The sequence below is a fragment of the Streptacidiphilus melanogenes genome, from assembly GCF_000787835.1.
GTDB lineage: Bacteria > Actinomycetota > Actinomycetes > Streptomycetales > Streptomycetaceae > Streptacidiphilus > Streptacidiphilus melanogenes.
Genome location: NZ_BBPP01000044.1, coordinates 29,314 through 45,540 on the forward strand (window position 1 = coordinate 29,314; position 16,227 = coordinate 45,540).

At 72.8% G+C, this 16,227-nt stretch carries 14 protein-coding genes; 6 read left to right on the forward strand and 8 right to left on the reverse strand.

The annotated features are described in order from the left end of the window. Positions 1 to 74: 74 nt before the first annotated feature. The 8 genes from TR49_RS32405 to TR49_RS32440 all read right to left on the reverse strand — a co-directional run bounded on the left by TR49_RS32405 (position 75) and on the right by TR49_RS32440 (position 9,078). Entirely contained in the window at positions 75 to 1,508 is a 1,434-nt protein-coding gene (locus tag TR49_RS32405; protein WP_084725659.1) for an aminobutyraldehyde dehydrogenase, read from the reverse strand. After that, positions 1,501 to 2,814, reverse strand: a complete 1,314-nt coding sequence (locus TR49_RS32410) for a flavin monoamine oxidase family protein (RefSeq protein ID WP_042387990.1) — start codon at positions 2,812 to 2,814, stop codon at positions 1,501 to 1,503. The genes TR49_RS32405 and TR49_RS32410 overlap by 8 nt, the downstream gene beginning before the upstream one ends. Positions 2,815 to 2,926: 112 nt before the next feature. Continuing rightward, complete coding sequence (locus tag TR49_RS32415; RefSeq protein WP_042387993.1) at positions 2,927 to 4,045, reverse strand: ABC transporter ATP-binding protein; 1,119 nt, start codon at positions 4,043 to 4,045, stop codon at positions 2,927 to 2,929. A gap of 5 nt (positions 4,046 to 4,050) precedes the next feature. Continuing rightward, positions 4,051 to 4,905 carry an ABC transporter permease gene (locus tag TR49_RS32420; protein WP_052434832.1) on the reverse strand — a complete coding sequence of 285 codons (855 nt, stop codon included), beginning with the start codon at positions 4,903 to 4,905 and terminating at the stop codon, positions 4,051 to 4,053. Beyond that, positions 4,902 to 5,834, reverse strand: a complete 933-nt coding sequence (locus tag TR49_RS32425) for an ABC transporter permease (RefSeq protein WP_042387994.1) — start codon at positions 5,832 to 5,834, stop codon at positions 4,902 to 4,904. The genes TR49_RS32420 and TR49_RS32425 overlap by 4 nt, the downstream gene beginning before the upstream one ends. A 1-nt stretch (position 5,835) precedes the next feature. After that, complete coding sequence (locus tag TR49_RS32430; RefSeq protein ID WP_042387996.1) at positions 5,836 to 6,999, reverse strand: polyamine ABC transporter substrate-binding protein; 1,164 nt, start codon at positions 6,997 to 6,999, stop codon at positions 5,836 to 5,838. A gap of 160 nt (positions 7,000 to 7,159) precedes the next feature. Continuing rightward, entirely contained in the window at positions 7,160 to 7,858 is a 699-nt protein-coding gene (locus TR49_RS32435) for a TetR/AcrR family transcriptional regulator (RefSeq protein ID WP_236653624.1), read from the reverse strand. Beyond that, a complete protein-coding gene (locus tag TR49_RS32440) occupies positions 7,855 to 9,078 on the reverse strand; it encodes an aromatic ring-hydroxylating oxygenase subunit alpha (RefSeq protein ID WP_042387998.1) in 1,224 nt (407 codons plus the stop codon). The genes TR49_RS32435 and TR49_RS32440 overlap by 4 nt, the downstream gene beginning before the upstream one ends. A gap of 286 nt (positions 9,079 to 9,364) precedes the next feature. Here TR49_RS32440 and TR49_RS32445 point away from each other — a divergent pair, with 286 nt between their 5' ends. The 6 genes from TR49_RS32445 (at position 9,365) to TR49_RS32470 (ending at position 16,225) form a co-directional block, all read left to right on the forward strand. After that, entirely contained in the window at positions 9,365 to 9,868 is a 504-nt protein-coding gene (locus TR49_RS32445) for a hypothetical protein (RefSeq protein WP_042387999.1), read from the forward strand. Beyond that, positions 9,865 to 11,163, forward strand: a complete 1,299-nt coding sequence (locus TR49_RS32450) for an NADH-ubiquinone oxidoreductase-F iron-sulfur binding region domain-containing protein (RefSeq protein ID WP_063770232.1) — start codon at positions 9,865 to 9,867, stop codon at positions 11,161 to 11,163. Before TR49_RS32445 ends, TR49_RS32450 begins: the two co-directional genes overlap by 4 nt. A 53-nt stretch (positions 11,164 to 11,216) precedes the next feature. Continuing rightward, entirely contained in the window at positions 11,217 to 11,408 is a 192-nt protein-coding gene (locus TR49_RS32455) for a ferredoxin (protein WP_042388002.1), read from the forward strand. Positions 11,409 to 11,411: 3 nt separating this feature from the next. Beyond that, on the forward strand, positions 11,412 to 13,532 hold the full coding sequence (locus tag TR49_RS32460) for an acetate--CoA ligase family protein (protein ID WP_042388004.1): 2,121 nt from the start codon (positions 11,412 to 11,414) through the stop codon (positions 13,530 to 13,532). A 307-nt stretch (positions 13,533 to 13,839) separates the two neighbouring features. After that, positions 13,840 to 15,012, forward strand: a complete 1,173-nt coding sequence (locus tag TR49_RS32465; protein ID WP_042388006.1) for an acyl-CoA dehydrogenase family protein — start codon at positions 13,840 to 13,842, stop codon at positions 15,010 to 15,012. Positions 15,013 to 15,052: 40 nt separating this feature from the next. Beyond that, the gene (locus TR49_RS32470) at positions 15,053 to 16,225 is read left to right on the forward strand and encodes an acyl-CoA dehydrogenase family protein (protein ID WP_042388008.1); all 1,173 of its coding nucleotides are present in this window, start codon (positions 15,053 to 15,055) and stop codon (positions 16,223 to 16,225) included. Positions 16,226 to 16,227: the final 2 nt, after the last annotated feature.

A 16,227-nucleotide genomic window follows, 5' to 3' on the forward strand; every position in this document is an offset into this window, starting at 1 on the left:
GGTCCCGCAGGCAGGGCGAAGGCCGCCGACCCCCTCCGGTCGGCGGCCTTCGCCCTGCGCGGCCTCGCGTGCCGTCACACCATGACGTGCTTGGCCTGCGTGTACTCCAGCAGCCCCGTCATCGACAGGTCGCTGCCGTAGCCGGACTGGCCGCGGCCGCCGTGCGGCATCTCGGAGACGGTGGTGCCGTGCGTGTTGACCCAGACGATGCCGGTCCGCAGCGCGCGCGTCGCCCGCATGGCCCGGTCGACGTCGCGGGTCCACACGCTCGCGGCGAGGCCGAAGCGGACGCCGTTGGCCAGCCGCAGGGCCTCCGCCTCGTCCGCGAACGGCTGGACGGTGACGACCGGCCCGAACACCTCCTCCTGCACGATCTCGTCGTCCTGCCGGACCGAGGCGACCACGGTCGGCTCGTGGAAGAAGCCGTCCCGAGCCACCACCCCGCCGCCCGTGACGATCTCCGCGTGGTCCGGCAGGCGTTCCAGCAGGCCCTGGACCCGGGCCAGTTGGGCGGCGCTGTTCAGCGGGCCGAAAGCGGCGTCGGGTTCGTCGGGCGAGCCCGTGCGGAGCTTGGCGGCGTGTTCGGCGAACGCGGCGACGAAGGCGTCATGGACGCTCCGGTGCACCAGCAGGCGGGTGGCCGCGGTGCAGTCCTGACCGGCGTTGTAGAAGGCCACGTCCGCCAGTGCCGCCGCGGTCGCCTCGACGTCCACGTCGGCGTGGACCAGGACCGGTGCGTTGCCGCCGAGTTCGAGGTGCAGGCGCTTGAGGTCGGCGGCGCAGGCCGCCGCGATCTCCCGTCCGGCGCGAACGCTGCCGGTCACCGCGACCATGGCGGGCGTCGGGTGGGCGACCAGCGCCGCGCCCGTCGTGCGGTCGCCGCAGACGACGTTGAGCACGCCCGGCGGCAGGTGCTCGGCGGCGAGACGGGCCAGCAGCGCCGTGGACGACGGGGTGGTGTCGGCGGGCTTGAGGACCACCGTGTTGCCCGCCGCCAGAGCCGGGGCGAGCTTCCAGACCGCCATCATCAGCGGGTAGTTCCACGGCGTGATCTGCGCGCACACGCCGAGCGGCTCGCGCCGCAGCAGCGAGGTGCGGTCCTCGGCGTACTCGGCCGCCACGCTCCCGGGCAGGGCCCGGGCCGCACCCGCGAAGAACCTCAACGTGTCGATGACGGCGAGAAGTTCGTCGGCCAGGAAGGCCAGCCGCGGTTTGCCGGTGTCGGCGGTCTCGGCTTCGGCGAACTCCTCGGCGTGCCACTCCAGGGAGTCGGCCAGGCGCAGCAGCGCGCGTTGGCGCTCCGCCGGCGTCGTCCGCGACCAGCGCTCGAAGGCCGCTTCGGCGGCGCCGCAGGCCGCGTCGACGTCGGCCGCGCCCGAACACGCGGCGCGGGCGTGGGGCCGTCCGGTGGACGGATCGACCAGGACGGTCTCCGCGCCGTCGGCCGCCGGGCGGTCACGCCCGCCGATGTGGTTCTGCACCAGACGAAGTGATGAAGTGTCAGCCACGGCGCAGCGCCTCCTCGGCGGCGGCGCGGCCGGTGCGCACCGCGCCCTCCATGTAGCCGGCCACCCACTGGTCGGAGCCACAGACGTAGAACGGCGGCTCGTGCGTGCCGTGGAGCGGACCGACGCGTCGCACGTCGCCCGGCACCCACTGGGTCACATAGCCCTGCGTCCACGGGTCCGTGCCCCAACAGCGCAACCAGGTGGCGAGCGGCGCCTCGGCCTCCGGACCGTACAACTCGGCTACTTCAGCGAGCAGTTCGCTCTCCCGCAGGTGTGCCGGCATGCCGAGCAGCACGCCGAGGCGCTCCGGCGGGACCAGGGCCGACAGCACGGCCGTGCTCTGCGGCCAGGTGCTGCCCAGCACGCCCTCGCACTCCGACAGGCCGCTCAGGCCACGCTGCTGCCAGAAGGGCCCGCCGTAGGCGGCGACGAACTTCGCGGCGAGAGCCTGGCGTTGCGCGTGCAGGGAGGCCAGCCGCTCCTCGGACACGCCCGTGACCGCGACGTCCCGCAGCGGCCCGACGGGCAGCGCGCTGACCACCGCCGACGCCGTCAGCGTCTCGCCGCCGAGCAGGCGCACCGTGCAGCGGCCGGGCCGGACGTCGAGTGAGGCCACCGGCGCGCCCAGCCGGACGCGCGGACCGAGCTCCTCGGCCATGCGCAGGGCGACCGTCGCCGAGCCCTCGGCGACGCGCAAGCCCTCCCAGTCCTCGTAGTCGTAGTGGCCCGAGCTCGGCACGGCGGCCTGCTTGCGCAGCGCCGCGAGCAGCGAGGTGCGCTCGATCGAGCCGTCGGCGAGCCCGAGCGCGCCGATCTCCCACAGCCGCACCACGGCGTCCGGCGCCTTGCGCGAGCGCAGCCACGCCCCGACCGAGAGCGTGTCCAGGGCCGCCGCGTCGGGGTGCGACCAGGGGTCGTCCGGGTCCACCGTCGCCGCCAGGGAGACGAACTCGTCGGTGACCGTGCGGTGTTCGGCCTCGTCGTCCGGGCCGAACCAGTGCGGGGGATCGCCCGCCGACACCCCCTCGGGCGTGGCGCGGGCGATGAGGCCCGGTTCGGCGACGTAGCTGGGAATCAGGGTCAGGCCGAGCTCGGCGACCAGGCCCAGATAGGCGGTGTGGGCGCGCCCGACGACCTCGCCGCCGAGCTGGACCAGGCGTCCGTCGGGCAGTTGCTGTTGCTCGACCCGCCCGCCGACCCGGTCCCGGGCCTCGACGACGAGGACGTCGACCCCGGCGGCGGCCAGATCGCGGGCCGCGCTCAGCCCGGCCAGGCCGGCGCCGAGCACGATGACGTCGTGGTTCATTGGTTTCCTCTCTCAGCTCTCAGCAGCCGAGGGCTCGTTCGGGGGCGTCACCCGGCCCGGGGCCGGCGAAGCACCCGCACGGGCCGGCCGACGGCGCGGGAGTCCGCAGGACTCAGTGGCCCAGCACCAGGCAGTGGTCGGGGTCGTAGCCGAGTTCGACGGTCTCGCCGCCCTCCCAGCGGTCCTCCATCCGCGCGCGGGCGGTGTTCTGCTCCAGCGCCGCGACGGTGACGCCCGGGGCGAGCTCGATCAGGTACGTCGTGGTGGGCCCGGAGTAGACCGTCTCGCGGATGACGCCGTTGACGACGGGCATGCCGGGTTCGAAGTCGGAGAGCCAGATCTTCTCCGGCCGGATCGACAGGTCCACGACGCTGCCCTCGCCGATCCCGGGCCGGGGTCCGACGGGCAGGGACGGGCCGCCCTCGATCCGGACCGCGCCGTCCCGGTAGACGCCGCTGACGAGGTTGGACGTCCCCATGAACGCGGCCACGAACCGGCTCTCGGGCCGCTCGTAGACGTCCTCGGGCGTGCCGCACTGCTCGACCCGCCCGCCGTTCATCACCGCGACGCGGTCGGACATGGTGAGCGCCTCGTCCTGGTCGTGGGTGACGAAGACGAACGTGATGCCGACCTCGCGCTGGATCTGCTTGAGCTCCACCTGCATCTGCCGCCGCAGCTTCAGGTCGAGCGCGGCCAGCGGCTCGTCGAGCAGCAGCACGGCCGGCCGGTTGACCAGCGCCCGGGCCAGCGCCACGCGCTGACGCTGCCCGCCCGAGAGCGTGCGCGGCTTGCGCTCGGCCATGCCGCCCAGCTGCACCAGGTCGATCATCGCGCCGACCCGCTCGCGGATCTCCGGCTTCGGCACGCCCTTGCGCTTGAGGCCGAAGCCGATGTTGTCGGCGACGCTGAGGTGGTCGAAGAGCGCGTAGCTCTGGAAGACGGTGTTGACGTTGCGCTTGTTCGGCGGCAGCGCGGTCACGTCTTCGCCGGAGAGCAGCACCGCGCCGTCGGTCGGGTCGGCGAAGCCGCCGATCATGCGAAGGGTGGTGGTCTTGCCGCAGCCCGAGGGGCCGAGCAGGGAGAAGAACTCGCCGGGCGCGATGTCCAGGTCGAGGTCGCGCACCGCGTGGGAGCCGTTGAACTCCTTGCTGACGTGGTCGAGCCTGACGGCGGGAACGGTCGGGTCGGTGGCGCTCGCGGCGGTCGTCGTGGTCGCGGTGGTCGGCGTCATGGGTGTCACTCCCCGGAGATGAGGTCGAGGCCGCCGCGGCGACCGAAGAGGCGCGGGATGGCCAGGGCGAGGCCGATGAGGGTGATCGAGCCGGCCAGCATCATCGTCCCCACCGCGTTGATGGTGGGCTCGACGCCGAAGCGGATCGCGGAGTAGATGCGGACGGCGAGCGGCTGCGGGTCGACGCCGGTGGTGAAGTAGGCGAGCACGAAGTCGTCGAAGACCAAGGCGAAGATCAGCACCGCGCTGGCCAGGATGGCCGGCAGCAGCGCGGGGAGGGTGACCAGGCGCAGCGCCTGCCAGCGTGTGGCGCCGAGGTCCATCGCCGCCTCCTCGACCTCCGGGTTCAGCGCGGCGACGCGGGAGCGCAGGATGACGGTGACGTAGGAGATGGAGAAGGTGATCTCGGCGATCATCACGGTGCCGCTGTTCAGGGTGATGCCGAGGCCCTTGAAGAGCAGCAGTGAGGCGACGCCGGTGACGATCTCCGGGGTGATCAGCGGCACCATCATGATCAGCCCGGCGTAGGTCCCGAGCCTGCCCTTGTTGCGGACCAGGCCCAGCGCGAGCGCCACGCCCAGCACGACCGAGCCGACCATGGCGACCAGGGAGACCTCGAGGCTCATCCCGAGCGAGCCGAGCAGCACGTTGTCGTGGAAGAACGCCTCGTACCAGCGCAGCGAGAAGCCCTTGAAGACGGTCAGCGACTTCTGCGCGTTGAAGGAGAAGAGCACGACCATGGCGATCGGCAGGTAGAGCAGGACGAAGAAGACGACGGTGACGGCGATCGCGAAGACCGGCCTGCGGCGCTGGTCTCGACGTCTGCGCGCACGCAGGGGAGCGGGGGCTGTGGGGTTCATCGGGTGGCCTCCGCCTCGTCCTTGCGGGCGCGCCGCAGGTAGCCGAACATCGCAATCAGCAGCACGGCCATCAGCGCCATCGTCAGCGCCGAGCCGAGGGGCCAGTCCTGGCCCTCGAAGAACTTGTCCTGGATCAGGTTGCCGATCATGATCTGGTTCGGTCCGCCCATGAACTGCGCGCTGACGAAGTCGCCCATCGCCGGGAGGAAGACCAGCACCACCCCGGCCCCCGCGCCCTGCCGGGTGGCGGGGACGGTGACGAACAGGAAGGTGCGCAGCGGTCCGCCGTACAGGTCGCGTCCGGCCTCGATCAGCGAGGTGTCCATGCGTTCCATGGCGGCGTAGAGCGGGATGATCATGAAGACCACGAAGCCGTAGACCAGGCCGGCGATGACGCCGAAGCCGGTGTTGAGGATCTTCGTATGGGCGCCCGCCAGTCCGACGGCGCGCAGCATGCGCAGCACCGGCCCGTCGTCGGAGAGCAGCACCGACCACCCGTACATCCGCACCAGGTAGTTGGCGAAGAAGGGCACCACGATCGCGGCGATCAGCGCGTTCTTGAAGCGGCCCGCGTGCAGCGCCACGGCGTAGGCGACCGGGTAGGCGATCAGCAGGCAGATCACCGAGGTCAGCAGCGCGTAGCCGAGCGAGCGGAGCATGACGTCGCGGTAGGCCGGGTCGGCGAGCGCCTTGAGGTTGCCCAGGTTGGTGCCGAACCGCGGGTCGCCGAGCTCGTCCGTGGTCCCGAAGGAGATCGCGGCGACCAGCAGCAGGGAGGCGATGAAGAAGACCGACATCCAGACGGTGCCCGGCAACGTGAGCCAGGTCCAGATCCGCGCGCCGGCGGCGGAGGGGCGGGGCCGTCGGTCCCGCCGGACGGTTCTGCTGTCCGACGGTCCGTCGGTGCGGACGGGAGTGCGCAGTGCCATCTCAGCCCGCCTTCACGTCGGTCCAGGCCGTGTCGCGCGCCTGGGCGCCGGCGCCGCTCGGATTGCGGAAGTAGAGGGAGGGCTTGAGGTCGCCCGGCTCGATCATGCACTGCGGCAGCTGCTTGACCAGCCCCGCATAGGTGGACTCGGTGCCGTGGACCGGCATCGGGTAGCCGAGGTACTGGATGGTCTTGATCGCGTTCTGGGGTCGCAGCAGATAGTCGATGAAGAGCATCGCCGTGCCCGGATGCTCGGCGTTCGCCGGTATCGCGAAGCAGTCGGAGTTGATCGGCGAACCCTCCTTGGCCACCTCGAAGCCGTAGAGCGTCGCGTCCTTGGCCTGGTTGAGCACGCTGACCATGTCCCCGCTCCAGGCCTGCGTCATGGTGGCGGTCCCGTCGAGCAGGTTGTTGTAGTCGTCGCTGGAGAAACCGCGCAGGTGCGGACGGAGCGTCTTCAGCAGCGAGGTCATCCGGTCCAGGTCGCCCTGCGCGGTGGTGTTCGGGTCCAGGCCGAGCTTGAGCGCCGCCATGCCGAGCACCTCGTCCTCGTCGTCGAGGAGGAAGGTGGTGCCGCTGGACTGCGCGTCCCACAGGTCCTGCCAGGAGCCGGTCAGCGCACCGAGCTTGTCGCGGCGCCAGCCGATGCCGGTCTTGTACATCGTGAACGGCACCGTGTGCGCGGACTTCGGGTCGTACCAGGGGTCCTCGAAGTACGGGTAGCTGCCGAAGACCAGCTCGGCGTTGCGGAGCTTGGTGTGGTCGATGGCGCGCAGGCGTCCCGCCTGGGCCAGCCGCTGCGCGTACTTGGCGGACGGGAAGATGATGTCGTACTTGTTCCCGGCGTCCAGCTTGGCGACCATGCCCGGCATCGAGTCGAAGTTGGACTGGACGATCTTGACGCCGTACTCCTTCTGGAACCCGGCGAAGACGGAGGGGTCGATGTAGTCGGCCCAGTTGAAGTAGACGAGCGGGCCGTCGACCTTCATGTCGATGGGCTTGTCGGTCTGCGCGGGAGTGGCGGTCGCGGGCTGGCTGAAGCCGCAACCGGCGAGGCCCAGGCCGAGCACGCCGAGCCCGCCGGCGCGGAGCAGCGACCTGCGGGAGAGCTGGGATCCGTGCGAGGGCCGGGTTCTGTGCGGGAACTGGGGGAGGTGGTCGGACATCTGTGTCCTCTCCAGGTGGGTGGACCGGCGGGGGCGAGCCGGTTGGAGGTGACCGAGGGGGTGAGGGTGTGCGGGATCCCTGGCTCTGTTCGAGGGAGGCTGCACCGGGGGCGTCCACGCCGCTGCCGGGTGAACGGTGCCTGTGTGAGGGGGACGGCCGTCAGCCGTGGTGGTGGTTCGGGCTGCCGGTGTGGGTCGCGAGCGGGAACGGGGCGGTGACGCCCAGCTGCGGGGTGACCAGGGACCAGATCTGGTCGCGGGCGTCGGCGACGTCCGTCGCCGAGGAACCGATCAGGATCCGCGTGCCGTAGCCGTTGGTCAGCGCGATCACCAGGTCCGCGAGCCGGCCGACGTCGCAGGGCCCGAACTCGCCGGCCGCCTGGCCGTCACGGACCACGCCGGCGATCCAGTCGCGCAGGTTGCCGTACAGGTCCCGGGCGACGACGAGCGAGTCGGCGTCCCGGACGGCGCGCAGGTGCAGCTCCTGCCAGAGCAGGAAGTCGCGGCGCAGCTCGGTGTCGATCGGCAGACAGGCGTCGATGACGCGGCCGAGCCGCCAGGTGTGCGGCAGCTCGTTCGGCGGTTCGGCGGCGTAGCCCTCGACGCCCGCGTGCTCGTAGGAGAAGGTCAGCGCTTCGAGGAAGAGCTTCTCGCGGTTCTCGAAGTGGTAGTGCAGCAGTGCCGAGGAGACCCCGGCGCGCTCCGCCACCATGCGCATCCGGACCTTCTCGAAGCCGACCTCGGCGATGGTCTCGCACGCCGCCAGCAGGATGACGCGGCGGGTCTGCTCGGTGCGCTCCTCGTGGCTGGCGCGGCGGCCGGCGGTCGCCGCGGGCACCGGCCGGGTCGTGGCGCTCACGCGGACTCCTGAGGGTCGGTGTTCGGGGCGGCCGGGCCGACGACGCCGTCCAGGTCGGCGCGGATCCGCTCGGCGAACCAACCTACCGCCGATTCCCGTCGCGAGAGCGGGCCCGGCTGGAACCCCGGCGTGCCGAGGCCCTGCTGGACACGCGCCACCAGCTCGGCGTCCTCGTCGTTGGTGATCCAGCCGATGTGGATGTTGAGCCGCCGGGCGAGGGCGGTGCGGACTCCCGCACCGGGCTTGGTGTACCAGGCCCCGCCCAGGGCCACGCGGTCGGGCGCGGTGGGGATGGCGGTCCAGGCGAGCACATGGTCAGGGTAGAAGTCGAGAAGGGTGTTGGGGTAGATCACCGCGTAGCGCCAGACCCGCCGGTCGGCTTCGGTCAGACCCGGCATGGGGGACGTCACCCGCTGGTAGAGCCGTTCGACGAAGTTCGACGAAGGCTTGTCCCGGAGCGGCACCTGGAACAGAGCGTAGGACTCGCGCAGCTCACTGGCCACGTAGTTCTGATAGTCGAACAGCCGCATCAGGCCCGGGTGGGCGACCGGGACGTGGTAGCCCTCGAGGTAGTTGTCGACGGCTACCTTCCAGTTGGCCTCCTGCACCTCGAAGCTGTCTCGGTCGTGGATCCGGTACTTGCCGACCGGGACCAGGTCCGGGCCGAGGTAGCGGCCGACGGCGTCGCTCAGACCGGCGCACTGCTCTGCCAGCGGCTTGGCACGGCCGTCGACGTTGACGAAGACGAAGCCGAGGAAGGACTCGACCGCAACGGGGAAAAGCCCCAGATTCGGCTTGTCGAGGCAGGGGATCTGCCGGGCCTCGGGCGCGCCGACCAGGCTTCCGTCGAGGCGGTAGGTCCAGCCGTGGTACGGGCAGCGGATCGCCTTGCCGGAGGGCTCCGGGGCGGAGACCAGTCGGGTGCCGCGGTGGCGGCAGACGTTGAGGTGGGCCTTGAGGCCGCCGTCCTCGGTGCGGACCACCAGGACCTCACGGCCGGCGGCCCAGGCGCTGAGCCGGGCGCCCGGGCCCGGCAGGTCCGTCTCATGGCAGACCAGCTGCCAGGAGCGGGCGAAGACGTGGTCGTTCTCGGCCGTGGCGACGGCGGGATCGGTGTAGTAGCGGGCCGCGAGGCCCGCCGCGGGGGCGGTGCCCCCGTCGGGAGCCGACGGGGCCGGCTCTGCTTGCGGGGGACCGGATCGGGTCAGTTCGGACTGCATGGCGCTCCTGCTCATCGCGCGGGGCCTGGGTGGGGCAGAGACTGACTGGCTGCTCAGCGAGCGGTGCGGCAAGGTTGCGCCTTCACGTCCTCGGTGTCAATACTTGCTGACTAACTGGTTGATCAGTACCGTGGCGACCACGCCGCCCGGCCGACCCGGCGCTCCTGATGTCCCATCCCAGGAGCGGCCCCTTCTCCCGGACGCCGATCTCTCCCCACCCCACTCACGCGGTCCGGCCGTTGCCGGACCCCTCGGCATCGCACCCCGTCCCACCGCGGAGGCAGGCATGCACGGATCCCGCAGGAACGCCTGGCTCGGACTCACCCCCGAGCCCGAGCGCGAGCTGCCCCACGCAGTGGCCCGGCTGCGCGCCCGGCTCCCCGACGGAGCGGCGGCGAGCACGGAGGCCGCCGAGCGCCGCCGCGTGGAGCGCCTGGTCCTGCACGGCAACCGGCGCAGCTGGCTCGGCTACCTGCGGGAGGTCGCCGAGCTGGTGGCCGACGTCGCGGCCGGCGGCTCGGGCGGAAGGGCCGGGGGAGCCGCGCGCGCAGCCGCGGGGGGAGCCGCCGGTGGGGAGGGCCCACCGGGCCCGGGGACCGTCGAGGCGGCACTCGTCGCCGGCGAGGTCGTCCTCGCCCACCACCAGATGCTGATCGGCCTGCCCGGCCCGGACTACGACCGGGTCGCCGCCGACCGGGCGCTGCTCACCCGAGCCGTCGACCGGCTGCGGCGCCTGTCGCTGTCGGCGCGGGCGTCGGCCGGACACCACCCAGAGGCAGGTTTGCGATGACCGCGACAGTGATCCACATCCCGGGGCACGGCCCGGCGCCCGTGCTGGGACCGAGCCCGGACCGGGTCGAGAGCCTGGCCGCCTACCTGGCCCGCGGCGGATACCGCTCGGAGCTCCGGCCCGAGGAGCTGCTCGCCCGGATCGAGGCCGCGGACCTGCGCGGCCACGGCGGGGCGGGCTTCCCCACCGCCGTCAAGCTGCGCGCCGTGCGCGACGGCGAGGGCGCGCCCGTCGTCGTCGCCAACGGCGAGGAGGGCGAGCCGGGCTCGGTCAAGGACCGCTGGCTGTTGCGGGCCCGTCCGCACCTGGTCCTGGACGGCCTCGTCCGGGCGGCCCGGATCACCGGGGCCGACCGCGCGTTCGTCTACCTCTCCGACGAGGGAGCCGAGCGCCGCGTCCGCCAGGCCCTGGCCGAGCGCGACCCCGGGCTGCCCGTGGAGGTCGTGCGCACCGAACCCGCCTATGTCGCGGGGGAGGAGAGCGCCGTGGTCCGCCGCATCGACGGCGGGCCGGCCCTGCCGACGGCCAAGCCGCCGCGCGTGTTCGAACACGGCGTCGGCGGCGCGCCGACCCTGGTGGCCAACGTCGAGACGCTGGCGCGACTGGCCCTGCTGACCGGTGGGAGCGACGGTGCGGACACGGCTCTGCTCACCCTGTCGGGGGGCCGCAGCGCACCGGTGCTGACCGAGCAGCGCTACGGTGTGACTCTTCGTCAACTCGCCGTGCTGCAGGGTACAGCCGAACCGTCCGCCGTGCTGATGGGCGGCCTCTTCGGCGGACTGCTTCCGCCGAGTGCCCTCGATCTTCCGCTGGACCGGGCCCGGCTGGCCCAGGCGGGCACGGGGCTCGGCTGTGGCGCGATCCGCTTCCTGGCGCCCGACGAGTGCCCGGTCTCCGTCGCTGCCGACGCCGTGGACCACCTGACCGCCGAGAGCAGCCGCCAGTGCGGCGTCTGCGTCTCCGGGACCCGGGCCCTGCGCGACACCCTCGTCGCCCTGGCCGAGGGCCGCTGTGACGCCGACGGCCAGGCCAACCTGGCCCGTTGGGCGCAGGGCCTGCCCGGACGCGGCGCGTGCGGCCTGCTCGACGCCGCCGCCCGGCTGGCCGGTTCGCTGGTCGCCGGCTTCGCGGACCTGGTCGAGGCCCATCGGCGCACGCCCTGTCCGGCCTGCGCCGCCACTCCGCCGGACGCCGGTCGCCGCCTGCGTGTTCCCGTGCCGTTGCCCATGACCACCGCGACGGTCCTCCGCGCGGCGGTCCCGCCGCCGCCGTGCACGGCTGCCCGGGTCGGCTGACGCCCCGCCCCCTTCCTCCTCCCGTTCCACCGCACACCGAAGAGGGAACCCCCATGAAACTCCGCATCGACTCCACCCGCTGCCAGGGGTACGGAGAATGCCTGCCGCCCGCCCCCGGCGTGATCGACCTCGACGAGTGGGGCTACGCCCGGCTCCTGGTCGTCGACCTGACCGACGACCAGGAGGCGGCCGCCCGTGCCGCCGTCGACGCCTGCCCCAACAACGCCCTGCGACTGGAGCGGTGACCGATGCGACGTGACCTGACCGCCCTGTTCTCCCCGGACTCGGTCGCGGTGCTCGGCGCCAGCGACGACCCGGCAAAGTACGGTCACGCCATCGCCGTCCAGGCCCTGCGCGCCAACGGACGGCGCCCGCTGCACCTGGTCAACCGGCGCGGCGGCACGGTGCTCGGCCGGAAGGCAGCCACCAGCCTGGGCGCGATCGGCGAGCCGGTGGAGCTGGTCGTGGTGAGCGTCCCGCTGACCGGCTTCGAGGAGGCCGTGGACGAGGCGCTCGCCTGCGGGGCCCGCGCCATCGTGGCCATCACGGCGGGCTTCGCCGAGATGGGCGCGGAGGGCCTGGCCCGGCAGCGCGCCGTCGCCGAGAAGGTCCAGGCCGCCGGTGCGCTGCTGGTCGGCCCCAACTGCCTCGGCATCGCCGACAACACCACCGAGCTCTACCTCGCCTCCGACCGGTTCGCCCCCGGCGGCGTCGCCCTGCTCAGCCAGAGCGGCAACCTGGCGCTGGAGCTCCAGTTGCGGCTCGAACCCCAGGGACTGGGCTTCTCCCGCTTCGTCTCCCTGGGCAACCAGTCCGACGTGACGCTGGTCGACCTGGTCGCGGACTGCGCCCGCCACGAGGGCACCCGCGCCATCGCCGTCTATGCCGAGGACTTCGGCGACGGCCGCGCCTTCGCCGAGGCCGCCGCCCACGCGGGCAAGCCCGTCGTGCTGCTGACCGCAGGCCGCGGCGACGCCGCCGCCCGCAGCGCCAAGTCCCACACCGGCGCCCTCACCACCTCCAGCGACGTGGTGCTCGCCGCGTGCCGGGACGCGGGCATCGAACTGACCCGCACGCCCCGCGAACTCGCCTGCGTGCTGGGCGCTCTGGACGCCGGGCGGCGCGCCCGCGGCCGCCGCGTGGCGGTCTTCACGGACGGCGGCGGCCACGGCGCCATCGCCGCCGACACGGTCGAGGCGGCCGGGCTGTCGGTGCCCGAGCTGTCCGCGCCGCTGCAAGGAGAGTTGACGGACGTGCTCTGGGAGCAGTCCGCCGTCGGCAACCCCGTCGACCTGGCCGGCATGGGGGAACGGGATCCGCTGTCCTACGCGCACACCGTGCAGGCCCTGTTGGCGTCCGACGAGGTCGACGCGGTGCTGCTGACGGGCTACTTCGGCGGCTACGCGTCCGGGGAGGGCGGTCTCGGCGGCGACGGCGGCGATGGCGACATCGGGGTCGGTGGTGAGGCCGTCGACGGCGAGGTCGGCGGGTTGGGGGTGGCCGAGCTTGCGGCGGCCGAGGCGATCGCGGCGGTGGTGCCCGAGTCCGGCAAGCCGCTCGTGGTGCAGTCGATGTATCCGGGATCCCCCAGTTGCCGAGTCCTGGCGGCCGCCGGCGTCCCGGTCCACGAGGCGGTCGAGGACGCCGCCCGCGCCCTCGTCGCGCTCGCCCCGACGGCGGCCGACGGCGGGGCCGGCGACGGAGTCCGGGTCCTCCCCCTGCCACCTGCGGCCGAGCCGCTCGCCGACCCCGACTACCACGCCACCCGACGCCTGCTCGCGGCGGCCGGGGTCCCCTTCCCGTCCGCCCGCGAGATCTCCACCGAGGCTGAACTGGTCGCCGCGGCACGGGAGTTCCCCGGTCCGCACGTGCTCAAGGCGCTGCACCTGCTGCACAAGTCCGATGCCGGAGGCGTCGCGCTCCGCCTGGCCGACGAGGAGGCCCTGGTCGCCGCGCACCGCGAGATGCACGCCCGTCTCGGCGCGCCCTCCTACTCGATGGAGGCCATGGCCGATCTGAGCGACGGCGTGGAGCTCATCGTCGGAGTCAACCGCGATCCGCGCTTCGGCCCGGTCGCGATGGTCGGCCTGGGCGGGGTGCTCACCGAGGCGCTCGGAGACGTCGCCTTCGCGCTCGCCCCGGTCACCGCCGAGCATGCCGAGCGGCTGCTGCGCAGTCTGCGCAGCGCCGTGCTGCTCGACGGCGTCCGCGGCCGCCCCGCCGTCGACGTCGCGGCGGCCGCACGGGCGGTCGCCGCGATCACCGCCGTGGCCGCCGCGCATCCCGAGATCGCCGAACTGGAGGTCAACCCGCTCCTGGCAACCCCGCGGGGCGCCCTCGCCCTCGACTCCCGCGCTGTTCTCGGCTGAACCGCGCCGGCCGGGCGGCGATCGTCGCAGCCGCGCCCGTGCGGACCTCACCCGCCGGAGCGGCGCCGGTCGGGGCCCGCGCCTCCGAGCCCCCGCTTCCCTCGTGGCTCGCCCCTCGGGCCGCCCGTCCGGGCCGTGCCCCGTCTCTCCGACCGGCCCCGCCCTTCCTACTCGCCTTCGCCCGACCCACCTTGACCCGACCCACCTTGACCCGACCCACCTTGACCGTGCCCGCCCTCTCGGCCTCGATCGAACCACCCTCGTGGACCGTTCACCCCCCCCCCCCGCTCACGCAGGAGAACCGCCCATGGACTTCCGCTACACCCCCGAGCAGGCTGACCTGAAGCGTCGCGCCGCCGACTACGCGCGGCTGCTGATGACGTACGAGGACCAGTCCGAGCAGGCCGGCGGCCCGCTGCCCGCCGAGACGGTACGGGAGCTGACCCGCGCCGCCATGGACGCGGGCGTCTACGCCATCAACATGCCGGTCGAGTTCGGCGGCCCCGGCCTCTCCCTGCTCGACCAGGTGATCGTCGAGGAGGAGTTCGGCAAGGTCACCAACTGCCTGTGGGACATCCCCTGGCGGCCCGCCAACGTGCTCGTCTACGGCACCGAGGCGCAGCGCGAGAAGTACCTGCTGCCGATCATCCGCGCGGAGAAGTTCGACGCCTTCGCGGTCACCGAGCCCGGCGCCGGGTCCGATCCGTCCTCGGGGACCGCCACCGCCACCCGCACCGAGGGGGGCTGGCTGCTCAACGGCGAGAAGTGGTTCGTCACCTGCGGCGACATCGCCGACTTCCTCGTCGTCCAGGCCGACGCCGGCCCGGAGCGCGCCGCCACGCTCTTCTTCGTCGACAAGCACGCGCCGGGCCTGACGATGTCCCGCGTCCCGCACTTCATGCACACCGCCGTCAACGGGCACCCGGAGTTCACCCTCGCCGACGTCTTCGTCGCGGACGAGGACGTGCTCGGGGAGGTCGGCCAGGGTTACGAGCTGACCAAGGAGTGGTTCACCGACGAGCGGCTGATGATCGCGGCCCGGACGGTCGGCGCGGCCGAGCGCGCCCTGGAGCTGGCCCGGGACTGGGCGGTGCGGCGGGAGCAGTTCGGGCAGCCGATCGCGTCCTTCCAGCTGGTCCAGGGCATGCTCGCGGACTGCGCCGCCGAGATCGCGGTGCACCGCGCCTACACCCACCAGGTGGCCTGGGAGGCCGACCAGCCCGACACCGACCGCAAGACCCTGCACGCCAAGGCGTCCACGGCCAAGCTCGCCGCCAGCGAGGCCGCCGGACGCGTCGTCGACCGCTGTGTGCAGATCTTCGGCGGGCGCGGCTACGACCGCAGTTACCCCGTCGAGCGCATGTACCGCGAGCTGCGCGTCGACCGGATCTGGGAGGGCACCTCCGAGATCCAGCGCCTGATCATCGCCAACGAGCTGATCAAGCGCGGCACGCGCGCCCTCCAACTCCCCACGCACTGACGCCCGCCATCCACCACCGTTCGTTTCGCCGAGGAGCATCATGGACTTCCGCCTCACCCCCCGTCAGGTCGGCCTCAAGGCCAAGGCCCGGGAGCTGACGGACTTCGTCGCCAAGTACGAGCAGGACTGCGAGGAGAACAACGGCCTCCCGCGCGAGGCCCACGAGGCCGTGCGCGACGCCGTCCTCGAGTCCGGTCTGCAGGCCGTCAACATGCCCGCCGAGTGGGGCGGCGCGGGACTGACGATCCTGGAGCAGGCCGTCGTCCAGGAGGAGCTGGGCCGGCTCACCGGCGCGCTGTGGGACATGGTCTGGCGCCCCGCCAACGCCCTGCGCTTCTGCACCGAGGAGCAGCGCGAGCGCTACCTGGTCCCGGTCATCAAGGGGCAGCGGCGTGACTGCTACGCCGTCACCGAGCCCGGCGCCGGCTCCGACCCGCAGAACCTCGCCACCACCGCGACCCGCACCGACGGCGGCTGGCTCATCAACGGCGAGAAGTGGTTCGTCACGGTGGGCGACCACGCCGACTTCATGATCCTGCTGGCCGCCGCGGGCGAGGAGAAGGCTCCGACGCTGTTCCTGGTCGACAAGGACACCCCGGGCATCGAGATGACCCGCGTGCCGCGCTTCATGCACACCTTCGTGTACGAGCACCCCGAGTTCACCTTCACCGACGTCTTCGTCCCCGAGGACGCCGTGCTCGGCGGCCTCGGCAACGGCTACGACATCACCCGGTCGTGGTTCACCGAGGAGCGTCTGATGATCGCGGCCCGGACCATCGGCGCGGCCGAGCGCGGTCTGGAGCTGGCCCGGGACTGGGCCGTGCGCCGTGAGCAGTTCGGGCAGCCGATCTCCTCGTTCCAGCTGGTCCAGGGCATGCTGGCAGACAGCGCCGCCGACATCGCGGTGCACCGCGCGTACACCCACCAGGTGGCGTGGGAGGCCGACCAGCCCGACACCGACCGCAAGACCCTGCACGCCAAGGCCGCCATCGCGAAGCTCTCGGCCAGCGAGGCCTCCGGACGGGTCATCGACCGCTGCGTGCAGATCTTCGGCGGGCGCGGCTACGACCGCAGCTACGCGGTCGAGCGTCTCTACCGGGAGCTGCGCGTCGACCGGATCTGGGAGGGCACCTCCGAGATCCAGCGCCTGATCATCGCAGGTGAGCTGGTCAAGCGCGGGACGGGAGTGCTGCAGCTGCCGGTCGAGAGCTGACC